A 14,152-nucleotide genomic window follows, 5' to 3' on the forward strand; every position below is an offset into this window, starting at 1 on the left:
GGGGGATGACCGCCGATGTCGCTCCGTTTCGTGCGAGATCCGCCGATTCGCAACGATTTCCGACGAGGTTCACCGGGATCCCTTCGAACTCAGCGGAGCGCGATCCGGCACGACTCAGTAGAGCAGGATCTGCGCGCTCGACGGGCTCGTGAACCCGCCGATCGAGACCTCGACGTGGTACGAGGCTCCCCCGCCCGGTGCCCGCTGTCGGTTCTCCTGCGCGCAGGTCTCGACGCTCGAACGCGTGCGATCCCAGGTGACCGGGTCCTTGCTCGTGACGGTCGTGCCGGCCGTGAGCGTGGCGATCATGCTGCTCGGGTTCTCCTGGCAGTCGGTCGAACGCCACCACACGTCGGCGCCGCTGGAGATGGTGAAGGACTGGGTCGTCGATCCCACGTCGATCGTGCAGTCCTTCGCGCCCTTGTTCGTGAGCGAGATCGAGAGCTTCGGCAGCACACCGGCTGCGTACGTCTCGGCGTCGGTCACGGCCGCGACCTCGATGTCGGCCGCCTCGCAGGGCGCGACCGCCGGAGTCTGCTCGGCGGACGGATCGGGGGTCGGCGACTCTCCGTCAGCGGTGGAGCTGGAGGAGGGCGAGGGAGACGTCGACGGCGTCGGAGACGGGGTCGACGCCGTGTCTGCGGCAGCCCACGGTCGCGCGATCAGAAGCCACGCTCCGATGCCGATGGCGGCGACGGCCAGCACGAGCGCGATCAGGACGACCAGTCGCCGACGACGGTACACGGCGGCGGAAGGACGAGGCATGTCTCCAGGCTAAGCGATCCTCTGCCACGAGCCGGGGAGGCCCCTCGGCACGGACCGGCGAAGGAGTGTCAGAGCACCTTGAGCATGCGGGTGTTGCCGAGGGTGTTCGGCTTCACGTGCGCGAGATCGAGGAACTCCTCGACACCCGCGTCACCGCTGCGCAACAGCTGCGAGTACACGTCGGGGTCGACGACCTGCTCACCGATCGGCGTGTAGCCGCGTCGTCCGAAGAACTCCACCTCGAAGGTGAGGCAGAACAGGCGGGTCAGGCCGAGCATCCTGGCGTTCTCCTCGAGGCGGTCGACGATCGCACGTCCGACGCCGTGGTGCAGCCAGTCGTCGCGCACGAGCAGGGTGCGCACCTCGCCGAGGTCTTCCCAGATCACGTGCAGGGCACCGCACCCGATCAGCACCCCGTCGGCCTCTGCCACGACGAACTCCTGCACGGCGCCGTACAGCACCGCCAGATCCTTGCCGAGCAGGATGCGCTGCTCGACGAGCGGCTGCAGCAGGGTGCGGATGCCGACGATGTCAGCGCTGCGCGCCGGTCGGACGATGTACTCGCTCACACCACAAGCCTAGAACCCGGGACCCGGCGGCACCTGTACCGGACACAGGAAAGGGGCGGATGCCGCAGCATCCGCCCCTTCTCATGAATCGACCGGAGGTCACTCCCCGCTGGCGACCGCCAGGTCGGGGGTGCCGGCGATCGCGCCGCCGCCGGTGTTGACGCCGACCGCGACGGGGCCGCCGTCGCGCGGGCCGTGCTCGAAGAGGAACTGCCCGTCCTTCGCGTCGACCTTCACGTGGTCACCGGAGTTGAGCTCACCGTGCAGGATCTTCTCCGAGAGACGGTCCTCGACCTCGTGCTGCATCGCGCGACGCAGCGGTCGGGCACCGAGCGCGGGGTCGAACCCGATCTCGATGAGGCGCTCCTTGGCGGCCTGCGACAGCTCGATCGTCATGTCGCGGTCCAGCAGACGCTCGCCGAGGCGCTTGGTGAACAGATCCACGATCTGCACCAGCTCCTCCTTCGAGAGCTGCGGGAACACGATGATGTCGTCGACACGGTTCAGGAACTCGGGCTTGAAGTGCCGCTTGAGCTCTTCGTTCACCTTGCCCTTCATGCGGTCGTAGCTGGTCGAGTCGTTGCCCTCGATCTGGAAGCCGACGGGACCGCCCGCGATGTCGCGTGCACCGAGGTTGGTGGTCATGATGATGACCGTGTTCTTGAAGTCCACGATCCGACCCTGACCGTCGGTGAGTCGACCCTCTTCGAGGATCTGCAGCAGCGAGTTGAAGATGTCCGGGTGGGCCTTCTCGATCTCGTCGAAGAGGACCACGCTGAACGGCTTGCGCCGCACCTTCTCGGTGAGCTGGCCTCCCTCTTCGAATCCGACGAATCCGGGAGGGGCACCGAACAGACGCGAGACGGTGTGCTTCTCACCGAACTCGCTCATGTCGAGCGAGATCAGCGCAGCCTCGTCGTCGAACAGGAACTCGGCGAGAGCCTTGGCGAGCTCGGTCTTTCCGACGCCCGTGGGGCCGGCGAAGATGAACGAGCCCGAGGGACGCTTCGGGTCCTTGAGGCCGGCACGCTGGCGACGGATCGTCTTGGAAAGGGCGGCGATCGCCTCTTCCTGACCGATGACGCGCTGGTGCAGGGCCTTCTCCATGAAGACGAGTCGGCTGGACTCCTCTTCCGTGAGCTTGAAGACCGGGATGCCGGTGGCCTGTGCGAGCACCTCGGCGATCAGACCCTCGTCGACGACCGCGGAGGTCGCGACGTCGCCCGCACGCCACTGCTTCTCGAGACGCAGACGCTCGGCGAGGAGGCTCTTCTCCTCATCGCGGAGGGCGGCGGCCTTCTCGAAGTCCTGCTCCTCGGAGGCGATCTCCTTCTGCTCGCGCACGGCGGCGATCTTCTCGTCGAATTCGCGCAGCTCGGGCGGGCTCGACAGGATCGACAGACGCAGGCGTGCGCCGGCCTCGTCGATCAGGTCGATGGCCTTGTCCGGGAGGAACCGGTCGGAGACGTAGCGGTCGGCGAGGTTCGCCGCGGCCACGATGGCGCCGTCGGTGATCTGCACCTTGTGGTGCGCCTCGTAACGGTCGCGGAGTCCCTTGAGGATGTTGATCGCGTGCGGCAGCGTCGGCTCGTTGACCTGCACCGGCTGGAAGCGGCGCTCGAGCGCGGCATCCTTCTCGAAGTGCTTGCGGTACTCGTCGAGCGTGGTCGCACCGATCGTCTGCAGTTCGCCACGGGCGAGGAGCGGCTTCAGGATGCTGGCCGCGTCGATCGCGCCCTCGGCGGCACCCGCACCCACGAGGGTGTGGATCTCGTCGATGAAGACGATGATGTCGCCGCGCGTGCGGATCTCCTTGGTGACCTTCTTCAGGCGCTCCTCGAAGTCACCGCGGTAGCGGGAACCGGCGATGAGCGAGCCGAGGTCGAGCGAGTAGAGCTGCTTGTCCTTCAGCGTCTCGGGCACATCGCCCTTGACGATCGCCTGGGCCAGCCCCTCGACGACGGCGGTCTTGCCGACACCGGGCTCACCGATCAGGACGGGGTTGTTCTTGGAACGGCGGGAGAGGATCTGCATGACCCGCTCCGCCTCCTTCTCGCGCCCGATCACCGGGTCGAGCTTGTTGTCGCGCGCGGCCTGGGTGAGGTTGCGGCCGAACTGGTCGAGCACGGCGGATCCGCCCTGGGTGCCGGCCGGCGAGTCGTTGGTCTGCGCACCGACGGAAGCCGGCTCGCGACCGGGAGCTCCGGAGAGCAGCTGGATGACCTGCTGGCGGACCTTGTTGAGGTCGGCGCCGAGCTTGACGAGCACCTGGGCGGCGACGCCCTCACCCTCGCGGATGAGGCCGAGCAGGATGTGCTCGGTGCCGATGTAGTTGTGGCCGAGCTGCAGGGCCTCGCGGAGGCTGAGCTCGAGCACCTTCTTGGCGCGCGGGGTGAACGGGATGTGCCCGGTCGGCTGCTGCTGACCCTGGCCGATGATGTCCTGCACCTGCTCGCGCACGGCGTCGAGGGAGATGCCGAGGCTCTCGAGGGCCTTGGCGGCGACGCCTTCACCCTCGTGGATGAGGCCGAGCAGGATGTGCTCGGTCCCGATGTAGTTGTGGTTGAGCATCTTCGCCTCTTCTTGGGCGAGGACGACCACTCGACGGGCTCGGTCCGTGAATCTCTCGAACATGCTGTGACTCCTTATTCGCACGGGGCGAAGCGCTGACACCTGTGGCGTTCTCTGCGCCTGTACATCGAGAGTAACCACCGTGCGGGGCACGTATGCCCGTGTTCGCCGTGGGCATACCGGGGCTATGGCAGGCGGTGTGACGCGGTGTCGAAAGCGACGGGGATTGACGAGCTTATCGATTGTCGTTATCTTATCGTTTATCGCTAACAACGATCATCGATAAGGAGCGATCATGACCTCGACGAAACAGGGCACGCTGTCCCGCGGCGACGCCGCTGCACTCATCGCCTTCTGCGTCGCCGGCGTGGCGATCGCGGCGTACATCACGGTCTTCTCGATCATCCGCATCATCACCCTGCTCAGCGGCACGATGATCCCGGTGATGGTCGAGTTCGTGGATCAGCCGATCGAGGCTCCGCTCGGTGCAGGTGGCGCGAACATCACCCTCGAACTGGACAGGGCGATCCTCACCGCCCCGACCCTGCCGGGGATCGCGATCGGCGCGGGCGTCCTCGGACAGCTCGCCCAGATCGTCGCGATCATCGTCGTGATCGGATGCCTGATGCTGCTGGCGCGCAGCATCCTGAGCGGCACGGTGTTCAGCCGACGCAACACGCGACTCGTGATGGTCGCCGGCATCGTCGGCCTGCTCGGCTTCGCGGCCGTGCGGTTCTTCGACAACATGCTGGCCAACGCTGCCGTCTCCGCGCTCACCGAGAACGCTGTCGACAATGCGGTGATCAGCATCGAGCCGTTCACCTTCATCCTGGCTGCGTTCATCATCTCGGTCATCGGCACCACGTTCGTGATCGGCGATCGACTGCAGCGCGAGACGGAAGGATTGGTCTGATGACCACGACGAAGACGACTTCCCCGGCCACCCGCTCCGAGACCGCTGACGCCATCACCGTGATCCTCTACGCTGCAGCGGCGCTCGTCACCGTCGCATTCGCCACGATCCTGCGCGTCGCCGGCACCTTCCGCGAAACGGGGATCGCGTGGACGGTCCCCATCGACCAGCAGCCGATCTCCGCCACGACCGACTCCGGTGCCATCTCGATCGAGGGGTTCGCGGACGAGGCGATGGTCATCGCCGACGGGGTGAACGCGGCCTCGGTCACGGCCATCATCGCCGCCATCGCGCTGTGGGCTCTCGCGGCTGTCGCGGTCATCGCGGCGGTGACGCTGGTCGCCTGGAACTTCCTCCGCGGACGCTTCTTCGTCCGTCCGAACGCGCGAGCCTTCGACGTGATCGGTTGGACGCTCGTCGGCGCTCCGATCCTGATCGTGATGTTGGAGACGATGGGCCGCAACGGCGTCACCTCCGCTCTCGGCATCGGCGACGGGGAACCGGTGCATCCGATCGAGTTCTGGAGCGTCGCGCCAATCTTCGCCACCGGCGTGACGGTGGGCCTGATCGCAGTGGCATTCCGCCGCGGCATCCGGTTACAGAACGAGAAGCTCGCGCTCGAGAAGGAAACGGAAGGACTCGTCTGATGCTCAGCTTCGGTTCGGACGAGGTGTGGCCGTCCCTGCTCAACATCGGGATCGCGCTCGCGGTGATCGCGGTCATCCTCGGTGTCGTCGTGTGGAGAGGGCGCCGGAGGGGCAGCCGCACGATCGCGCTCGACGCGGCACTCACGCTCTCCGGGTGGTGGATCCTGATGTCGGCGGTGGGCGCTGTGATCTACATCTTCAAGGCGTTCACCGTCCCCTGGGCGGAGTTCGACGGTCAGACCCACGTGTATCTGGATTGGCCGGCCGGTCTGGCGTGCTCGGAGTTCGGTGACAGCGCAACGACGATGCTGACCTGTGGCAGCGAGCAGCTCTCCGAGTTCACTGTCGGCCAGGCGTCGCTGGGGCTCCGGTTGCTCGCGGCATCCGCACAACTGAGCAGCCTTGCTCTGGCCACCATGCCCGCGGTCATCGTGGCGGTCATCTGCTTCCAGACGTTGCGGGGCCGCGCGTTCTCACGCTCCGTGACGCGTGGCCTCACCGGCGGCGCGATCGCCGTGCTCGTGTTCGGCGTGGCCGCCGATCTCCTGAGCGGTATCGCAGCCACAGCCGGCCTTCGCGAGGTCTTCTCACCGGACAGCGAGTGGTACCCATCGTTCTACCAACTGACCGTCACGCCGCTCCCCTTCGTCGGCGCGCTCGGGCTGCTCGCTCTCGCCGCCGTGTTCCGTCAGGGCACACGTCTCGAGCAGGAAAGGGCGCAATTGCAGCAGGAGAAGGCGGTTCTCGAGAAGGACACGGAGGGACTGGTGTGAGCCCGGCGGAGAGCGACGACGAGTTCACCGGCATCCACTGCCGACTCGACGAGCTGCTCGCCGAACGCGGCATGACGCTCACCGAGCTGAGCGCCGCGGTCGGGGTGAGCATCGTGAACCTGTCGGTGCTGAAGAACGACCGCGCCCGCGCCATCCGCTACTCCACGCTGCGCGCGATCTGCGAGGCCCTCGACTGCGAGGTCGGCGAGCTGCTGGTGCTCGCCCCGCGCTGACGGGGAACGCTCGCCCCGGTCGCAGTTCCTGCCGCCCGTGGCGCGTTCAGGCGGCAGGAAGTGCGACGGCAACCGGGCCTTCCCGCCGCACCGAACGGATTCCGGCTCGCAACGTCATCCTTCGTCATATCCACCCAGGGAATTCTCAGGGAGTCATAGCGTTGGGCCTCATGGCGCGCACACGGTGCGCCGCGATTCTGGAGTCCCCACCCTCATGAGCACCACCGCACGCGCCCAGAAGGCGCCTGATACCCGCGGACCGGTCCGGAAGCTGCTGACCTCGTTCGGCTTCCAGATCCTCGCCGCTCTCGTCCTCGGCATCGCCGCCGGTCTGATCGGCCGCCAGCTCGGCGCGACCGCCGAGAACCCGACCGGGCTATCCGCGACACTCGATACCATCGGCAACTCGTACGTGACGCTGCTGCGCGCCGCCGTCGTCCCCCTGATCTTCACAGCGATCGTCGCCAGCATCTCGAACCTGCGCCGCGTGCAGAACGCCGCACGCCTGGCTGGCCAGACGATCCTGTGGTTCGCGATCACCGCGTTCATCGCCGTGATCATCGGCATCGTCCTCGGCCTCGTGATCCAGCCCGGCAACCGCGCCGGCGAGGGCCTCGAGCCGGGTGACCCGTACACCGTGGGCACCTGGTGGAACTTCCTGCTCGGGCTCATCCCGCAGAACTTCCTCGGCCTCACCGTGAGCACCAACCCCGGAGCGGCTGAGGGCACGTTCTCGTCGAGCGTCGGCTTCAACATCCTGCAGGTCATCGTGGTCGCGGCCGTCGTCGGCATCGCCGCACTCAAGGCCGGCAAGAAGGCGGAGCCGTTCCTCGTCTTCACCGAGTCGCTGCTGAAGGTCATCCAGCGCGTGCTGTGGTGGATCATCCGCATCGCCCCGCTCGGCACATTCGGGCTCATCGGCTCGGCGGTCATCAAGTACGGCTGGGAGAAGCTCGCCTCCCTCGGCTGGTTCGCCGCCGCCGTCTACATCGGTCTGGCCCTCGTGCTGTTCGTGGTCTACCCGATCCTCGTGCGCACGCACGGCCTCTCGATCAAGCAGTACTTCTCGGGCGTCTGGCCCGCCGTGCAGCTGGCCTTCGTCAGCCGCTCCTCGATCGGCACCCTGCCGCTCACCGAGCGCGTGACCGAGCGCAACCTCGGTGTGCCCCGCTCGTACGCCTCGTTCGCCGTGCCGCTGGGCGCGACGACCAAGATGGACGGCTGCGCCGCGATCTACCCGGCCATCGCCGCGATCTTCGTCGCGCAGTTCTTCGGCATCGAGCTGAACTTCGTGCAGTACCTGCTGATCGTCATCGTCTCGGTCGTCGGCTCGGCCGCCACCGCCGGCACCACGGGTGCTGTGGTGATGCTCACGCTGACGCTGTCGACCCTGGGCCTCCCGCTCGAGGGCGTGGGACTGCTGCTCGCGATCGACCCGATCCTCGACATGGGCCGCACCGCGGTCAACGTCGCAGGTCAAGCGCTGATCCCGACGATCGTCGCCAAGCGCGAGGGCATCCTGAACGAGGAGCTCTACAACGCGCCGCGTGAGGGCCTGCCCTTCGCCGACGACTCCGGAGACGACGACGCTCCCGAAGCGGATGCCTCCGCCGACAAGGAACCGGTCAGCGCCCGCTGACCTCGCCGCGGAACGGCAGAGCGCCTCGTCCCCTCGTGGGGCGAGGCGCTCTGCCGTTCGAGCATCGAAGCGGTCAGGGGGTCAGGCGCGGCCCTCCTGGCGCGTGGCGCCGCGGGTGTCGAGAGCGAGCTCCTCGGCGTCCATCGCCGCGATCAGCTCGCGCATGACCTCCTCATCGAGGTTGCCCGCGTCGCGTTCCGCGAGGAGGATATCGCGACGCACCTGCAGCCACCCCTTCGACAGGGCGACGAGGTCTTCGTAGGAGGGTCGGCTCGCGGCATCCTCCACCTTCTGCGCCTCGTCGGTGTCCTTCTCGACCCGTGTCATCCGCTTGGTGAAGGCATCGAACACCCGGAGGTCGACCTCGCCGTACTTCGCCTCCCACTCGACCCGCTTCTCGGCGAGGAACTTCTTGCCGGCCTCACGGCTCTTCGCGCGCACTTCGGCGAGCGCCGCCTCATCCTCCTCCTCGTCCACATCGCTGGCGATGCCGAGGCTGCGGATGAGAAGAGGCAGGGTCAGACCCTGGATCAACAGCGTTCCGACGGTGACGATGAAGGCCACCACGACGATGGCGTGCGATGCCTGCGCGTCGAGGGTCGCGAGGTCGGCGGCGGCCACCGCGATCGCCAGCGTCACGACGCCGCGCATGCCCGCCCACGAGATGACGGCACTGTCCTTCCACGTGAGCGTGAGTCCGGCCATCCGGTCGCGCACGATCTGACTGCGCAGCTCGTCGGCGGTGTAGTTGCCCCAGCGCCGCGACTTCTGATGCCGTTTCTCGAACTCGCCGGACTCGACACCACGATCCCAGCGCTCGAGCTTGCGGCGGTCCTGGAAGTTCGCCCACGCACTGGTCGGATAGATGTAGAGCGGCCGCACGATGACGACCACGAGCAGCACCGCCCCGGAGAGCAGCAGGATCTGCCCGACCGACTCGCTGCCCAGGTCGCTGAGCACACGGGGGAACTGCAGCCCGATGTAGGCGAACACGAAGCTCTCCAGCAGCAGGTCGGCCGAAAGCCACAGCGGCTTCTCCTGCTGGCGGGTGGTGTAGTCGGTGCGCGGCGAGTTGTAGCCGACGTACAGCCCCATCGCCACGACCGCCAGGACGCCCGATCCGAGCAGATGCTCGGCGATCGCATAAGCCCCGAACGGCGCGAGGAGTCCGAACGTGCCGATCACCACGGGATCGCTGATGCGCATGCGCAGCTGGTGCAGGACGATCCCGAACACCAGACCGACGGCCACACCCACTCCGACCGCCACCAGGAACTGCCAGATGCCGCCCCAGATCGAGACGGTGGCGCCCGCGAGGATCGCGGCGAAGACGCGGTACAGCGTGAGCGAGGTCGCATCGTTGATGAGGCTCTCGCCCGAGAGCACGGTCATGATGCGTCGCGGCAGCCCGAGCCGACGGCCGATCGCCGCAGCGGACACCGCGTCCGGCGGAGCCACGATCGCGCCCAGGAGCAGCGCGCCGGGGAGGGTGAGGGACGGCAGGATCCACCATGCGACGAAGCCGACGGCCACGGCGGTGAGAAGCACCAGCCAGATCCCGAGCCGGCGGATCTGCGGCAGGCTGCGCTTGAATCCGACGAACGACACATCGAGCGCGGCCGAGTACAGCAGCGGCGGCAGCACGAGGCTCAGGAGCACATGCCCATCGATGTCGAGGTCGGGCACGAAGGGCAGGAAGGATGCGGCGAGCGCCACGATCGTCACCAGCAGCGGGGCCGGCCAGCCTCGCCAGCGTGCGAACGCGGCGATCGCGACGGACCCGACGAGGACGTAGAAGATGCCTGCTTCCATGCCCCCACGGTATCGGGGGAATGGAGGCGCTCAGGTGCGCGTTGTGGTTGAGGATGTCCGATACAGCTCTCTCCGTCCTCGACCTCGTTCCGGTGCGCACCGGCCAGACCAGCGCGGAGGCCATCGCCGCCTCCCTCGCGCTCGCGGAGACCGCCGACCGTCTCGGCTATCGCCGCTACTGGTTCGCCGAGCACCACAACATGCCGTCGGTGGCGTCGACCACTCCCCCGGTGCTGATCGCCGCTGCGGCCACCCGCACCTCGCGTGTGCGGCTGGGCTCTGGCGGAGTGATGCTGCCCAACCACGCACCGCTCATCGTCGCCGAGCAGTTCGCGGCACTCGAAGCGATCGCGCCGGGACGCATCGACCTGGGCCTCGGCCGGGCACCGGGAAGCGACCCGGTGATCACGCAGCTGTTGCGCGGCTCGGGGACCACCAGCGACGTCGAGCAGTTCCCCCGCCACGTGCAGGACATCGCGGCCCTGCTGTCGGCAGACGGGGCTGCGCTGCGTTTCACCTCCGGCGGGGAATACACGGTGCGTGCGACGCCGGCCGCGACCGGCACCCCCGAGGTGTGGCTGCTCGGGTCGAGCGACTATTCGGCGCAGCTCGCCGCCTCGCACGGGCTGCCCTATGTCTTCGCGAACCACTTCTCGGGGCAGGGCCTCGAGCGCGCGCTCGACCTGTACCGCACCGGCTACCGTCCGAGTGAGGAGCACCCGGAGCCGCACACGTTCCTCACCGTGAACGCGGTCGCCGCGCCCACGCAGGAGGAAGCGGAGGCCCGTGCACTCCCCCAGCTGCGGATGATGGCACGGCTGCGGCTGAACCAGCCGCTCGCCGCTCTCGAGACCGTCGAGCAGGCGGCGGCGGCCGTGACGGATGCCGCCACCGACGAGGTCGTGCGGGCCGCCCGATCGCGCTGGTTCGTCGGCACCGGCGAGAGCGTCGCCGCCGAGCTGCATTCCTTCGCCGAGCGCTACGGCGTCGACGAGGTCATGCTCTCCCCCGTCGCCGGCGCCTACGACGCCGAGGCGAACGATGCACCGACCGGTCGCGCACAGACACTGGAACTGATCTCCGCCGCACTTCGCAGTTGACGTCGCGCGCCTGTCAACCCCTGGCTTTCCCGGCGGCACAGGCGTAGCGTCACGAACAGTGCCGTCGACAGGGGCGCGGCCCCCTCGGCGAACGCACTGTCGGCAGCAGCAGAAGGAGTTCGACGATGAGCACGACCAAGACTCTCGCCCTCTGGGTCGCCTACGGACGCAACGGTGTCGTCGGCAGCATCCGCCACGACGAGGACGGCTACACGGTCACGATGGTCGGATCGGATGCGACGACCGGAACCTACCCGAGCCTGGCCTCCGCGAAGGGTGCTCTGCACTCCCATATGGCTCCGGGCAGCGACTGGCCGCGCTTCCAGGAGCACTGAACCACCCGCACTGAACCACCCGCACTGGACCACGGCATCCGCCCGGGTCCCGCACGGGGATGGCGCGCAGCGGGCGGGTGACGTCAGGCTTCCGGCTCGCCGGAGAGGATGCCGCGCAGCCAGTCGCGCGCCTCGACGAACACGTCATCGGAGTAGCGGTCGGGGTACTGCACGATCTGCCGGTCCGCGCGCGGATACGACCCGAGGAAGACCACACGAGGGCTGAATCGACGGATGCCGAGCAGCGCGTCGGCCATGCGCTCGTGCTCGATGTGTCCGTCGGCGTCGATCACGAATCGGTAGCGCCCGAGTTCGTCGCCGATCGGCCGCGACTCGATGAGCGACAGGTTGATGCCGCGGGTCGAGAACTGCTCGAGCATCTCCAGGAGCGAACCGGGGTGGTCGTGCGGGAGCTCCACGATCAGCGAGGTCTTGTCGGCACCGGTCGGCTCGGGCGAACGGGTCGTGCGGGTGACCAGCACGAAGCGGGTCACGGCCTGCGCGTTGTCGCCGATGCCGTCTGCCAGCACCTCGACGTCGTAGTGGTTGACGATGCCGGGTGCCGCGATGGCCGCCTGCGCGGGCAGCGTGCCGTCGAGGACGCCGATCGCGGAGGCGACGTTGCTCGACGCGGGAACGTGCGAGTGTGACGGCAGGTGCGCGCCGAGCCACCCATGACACTGGGCGTAGGCGACCGGATGCGCCGCGATCACCTCGACCTGGTCGAGCGTCGTCCCCCGCGGAGCGACCAGCACGAAGTTCACCCGCACGAGATATTCGCCGATGATGCGCAGCCCCGGAAGCGTGGCCAGAGCATCCTGCGTGGTGGACACCCCGCCCTCGATCGAGTTCTCGATCGCGATCATCGCGGCGTCGCTCCGACCCTCGAGCACGTCGGCCAGAGCCTCGCCCACGTTGTGCACGGGGCGCCAGTTCTGGCCGCGGGCCTCGGCCACCTGATCGAGCGCCGCCTCCGTGAAGGTTCCGGCAGGGCCGAGATAGCTGTAGGTACGGCGTTCAGTCACGGGTTTCACCTTAGCCCTCGGCGGGCCGACGGCTCGTCCGGGCGACTTCTCGGATGCGGTCCCGCCGAACAGGGGGCAGACTGAGAGGATGACCAGCCGTGCCGGCCTCCCCGCGGAGGAAAGTGACCTGATCGATGTCGACGAACTGATCGCCGCCTACTACGACCGCACGCCGAACCCCGAGGTTCCTGCGGAACGCGTCGTGTTCGGCACCAGCGGTCATCGCGGTTCCTCGCTGTCGAACAGCTTCAACGAGAACCACATCCTCGCCACGACGCAGGCGATCGTGGACTACCGCGACGCGCAGGGCATCACCGGCCCGCTCTTCCTCGGCCGCGACACGCACGCGTTGTCGCTGCCCGCCGAGCGCAGCGCGATCGAGGTGCTGCTGGCGAACGGCATCGACGTGCGGGTCGACTCCCGCGACTCGTGGGTGCCCACTCCGGCGCTCAGTCACGCCATCCTCACCTACAACCGCGGCAAGGCGGCCGACGACCCGAGCCGCGCGGACGGCATCGTCGTCACCCCCTCGCACAACCCTCCGCGCGACGGCGGCTTCAAGTACAACCCGCCGCACGGCGGCCCTGCCGACACCGACGCCACGGGCTGGATCGCCGACCGCGCGAACGCCCTCATCGCCGCCGGACTCGACGGCGTGAAGCTCGAGCGCTTCGCCGACATCGACTGGGATGCCCTCACCGGCTACGACTTCCGAGACGCCTACGTGCGCGACCTGCCGTCGATCATCGACATCGACGCCATCCGCAGCGCCGGGGTGAGCATCGGCGCCGACCCGCTCGGCGGAGCCTCCGTCGAGTACTGGGCACTCATCGCCGAGATGCATGACCTCGACCTGACCGTCGTGAACCCCGAGGTCGATCCGACGTGGCGCTTCATGACGCTGGACTGGGACGAGAAGATCCGGATGGATCCGTCCTCACCGTCGGCAATGGCCTCCCTGGTCGCGAAGAAGGGGTCGTACGACGTGCTCACCGGGAACGACGCCGACGCCGACAGGCACGGCATCGTGACCCCCGACGCCGGACTGATGAACCCGAACCACTATCTCGCGGTCGCCATCGACTATCTGTTCTCGCACCGCGACGGCTGGCCGCGCGACGCCGCGATCGGCAAGACCCTGGTCTCGTCGATGATCATCGACCGGGTCGCCGAGTCGCTCGGACGGCGTCTGCTGGAGGTTCCGGTCGGGTTCAAGTGGTTCGTGCCGGGACTCCTCGACGGCTCGGTCGCCTTCGGTGGCGAGGAGTCGGCCGGGGCCTCGTTCCTCCGCAAGGACGGCTCGGTCTGGTCCACCGACAAGGACGGCATCCTGCTGTGTCTACTGGCCGCCGAGATCATCGCCGTCACCGGCAAGACCCCGTCGGAGCGGTACCGCGAGCTGGAGACCGCCTTCGGTGCCTCCGCGTACCAGCGGGTGGACGCCCCGGCGACGCCCGAGCAGAAGGCCACGCTCGGCAAGCTCGCCCCCGAGGCCGTCACGGCGACCACGCTCGCGGGCGAGGACATCACCGCGAAGCTCTCGCATGCGCCCGGCAACGGCGCGGCGATCGGCGGCCTCAAGGTGCAGACCGAGCACGCGTGGTTCGCCGCCCGCCCGTCGGGCACCGAAGACGTCTACAAGCTCTACGCCGAGAGCCTGCGCGGCCCGGAGCACCTCGCCGAGGTGCAGGCCGAGGCGCGCGCCGTGGTCTCCGCCGCACTCGGAGGCTGAGCGGGCTCCGACCGTCGGCGAGAGGGCCGACGGTCGGA

13 protein-coding genes are annotated in these 14,152 nt (G+C 68.1%); 8 read left to right on the forward strand and 5 right to left on the reverse strand.

The genetic code is table 11. The features are described 5' to 3' along the window. Nucleotides 1-114: 114 nt before the first annotated feature. From MicroSTF_RS09100 to MicroSTF_RS09110, 3 genes are all read right to left on the reverse strand, one after another. Nucleotides 115-765: a hypothetical protein gene (locus MicroSTF_RS09100; RefSeq protein WP_322955084.1), complete on the reverse strand. Its 651-nt coding sequence runs from the start codon at nucleotides 763-765 to the stop codon at nucleotides 115-117. A 68-nt stretch (nucleotides 766-833) separates the two neighbouring features. Continuing rightward, entirely contained in the window at nucleotides 834-1,334 is a 501-nt protein-coding gene (locus MicroSTF_RS09105; RefSeq protein WP_021201313.1) for an amino-acid N-acetyltransferase, read from the reverse strand. 99 nt (nucleotides 1,335-1,433) lie between these two features. Then, nucleotides 1,434-3,968 carry an ATP-dependent Clp protease ATP-binding subunit gene (locus tag MicroSTF_RS09110; RefSeq protein ID WP_021201314.1) on the reverse strand — a complete coding sequence of 845 codons (2,535 nt, stop codon included), beginning with the start codon at nucleotides 3,966-3,968 and terminating at the stop codon, nucleotides 1,434-1,436. Nucleotides 3,969-4,200: 232 nt separating this feature from the next. Between MicroSTF_RS09110 and MicroSTF_RS09115 the strand changes: the two genes are divergently transcribed. The 5 genes from MicroSTF_RS09115 to MicroSTF_RS09135 all read left to right on the forward strand — a co-directional run bounded on the left by MicroSTF_RS09115 (nucleotide 4,201) and on the right by MicroSTF_RS09135 (nucleotide 8,110). Beyond that, complete coding sequence (locus MicroSTF_RS09115; RefSeq protein ID WP_315071803.1) at nucleotides 4,201-4,818, forward strand: hypothetical protein; 618 nt, start codon at nucleotides 4,201-4,203, stop codon at nucleotides 4,816-4,818. Beyond that, entirely contained in the window at nucleotides 4,818-5,465 is a 648-nt protein-coding gene (locus tag MicroSTF_RS09120; RefSeq protein ID WP_029259878.1) for a hypothetical protein, read from the forward strand. Before MicroSTF_RS09115 ends, MicroSTF_RS09120 begins: the two co-directional genes overlap by 1 nt. Continuing rightward, on the forward strand, nucleotides 5,465-6,238 hold the full coding sequence (locus MicroSTF_RS09125; protein WP_029259877.1) for a hypothetical protein: 774 nt from the start codon (nucleotides 5,465-5,467) through the stop codon (nucleotides 6,236-6,238). Before MicroSTF_RS09120 ends, MicroSTF_RS09125 begins: the two co-directional genes overlap by 1 nt. Beyond that, nucleotides 6,235-6,471 carry a helix-turn-helix domain-containing protein gene (locus tag MicroSTF_RS09130; protein ID WP_021201318.1) on the forward strand — a complete coding sequence of 79 codons (237 nt, stop codon included), beginning with the start codon at nucleotides 6,235-6,237 and terminating at the stop codon, nucleotides 6,469-6,471. Before MicroSTF_RS09125 ends, MicroSTF_RS09130 begins: the two co-directional genes overlap by 4 nt. A gap of 214 nt (nucleotides 6,472-6,685) precedes the next feature. After that, complete coding sequence (locus tag MicroSTF_RS09135) at nucleotides 6,686-8,110, forward strand: dicarboxylate/amino acid:cation symporter (protein ID WP_029267686.1); 1,425 nt, start codon at nucleotides 6,686-6,688, stop codon at nucleotides 8,108-8,110. 81 nt (nucleotides 8,111-8,191) lie between these two features. On the opposite strand, the gene MicroSTF_RS09140 is transcribed toward MicroSTF_RS09135, so the two are convergent. After that, the gene (locus MicroSTF_RS09140) at nucleotides 8,192-9,922 is read right to left on the reverse strand and encodes a cation:proton antiporter (RefSeq protein WP_021200012.1); all 1,731 of its coding nucleotides are present in this window, start codon (nucleotides 9,920-9,922) and stop codon (nucleotides 8,192-8,194) included. A gap of 53 nt (nucleotides 9,923-9,975) precedes the next feature. On the opposite strand from MicroSTF_RS09140, the gene MicroSTF_RS09145 reads away from it, so the two are divergent. Next, nucleotides 9,976-11,022, forward strand: a complete 1,047-nt coding sequence (locus MicroSTF_RS09145) for an LLM class flavin-dependent oxidoreductase (RefSeq protein WP_315071809.1) — start codon at nucleotides 9,976-9,978, stop codon at nucleotides 11,020-11,022. A gap of 125 nt (nucleotides 11,023-11,147) precedes the next feature. Further along, complete coding sequence (locus MicroSTF_RS09150; RefSeq protein ID WP_021200014.1) at nucleotides 11,148-11,357, forward strand: hypothetical protein; 210 nt, start codon at nucleotides 11,148-11,150, stop codon at nucleotides 11,355-11,357. Between the two features lie 83 nt (nucleotides 11,358-11,440). Here the strand turns inward: MicroSTF_RS09150 and pheA are convergent, their stop codons facing one another. Continuing rightward, on the reverse strand, nucleotides 11,441-12,391 hold the full coding sequence (gene pheA, locus MicroSTF_RS09155; protein WP_029259873.1) for a prephenate dehydratase: 951 nt from the start codon (nucleotides 12,389-12,391) through the stop codon (nucleotides 11,441-11,443). A gap of 79 nt (nucleotides 12,392-12,470) precedes the next feature. Here pheA and pgm point away from each other — a divergent pair, with 79 nt between their 5' ends. After that, nucleotides 12,471-14,114, forward strand: a complete 1,644-nt coding sequence (pgm, locus tag MicroSTF_RS09160; protein WP_297555533.1) for a phosphoglucomutase (alpha-D-glucose-1,6-bisphosphate-dependent) — start codon at nucleotides 12,471-12,473, stop codon at nucleotides 14,112-14,114. Nucleotides 14,115-14,152: the final 38 nt, after the last annotated feature.

The organism is Microbacterium sp. STF-2, from assembly GCF_034650155.1.
Classification (GTDB): Bacteria; Actinomycetota; Actinomycetes; order Actinomycetales; family Microbacteriaceae; genus Microbacterium; species Microbacterium maritypicum_A.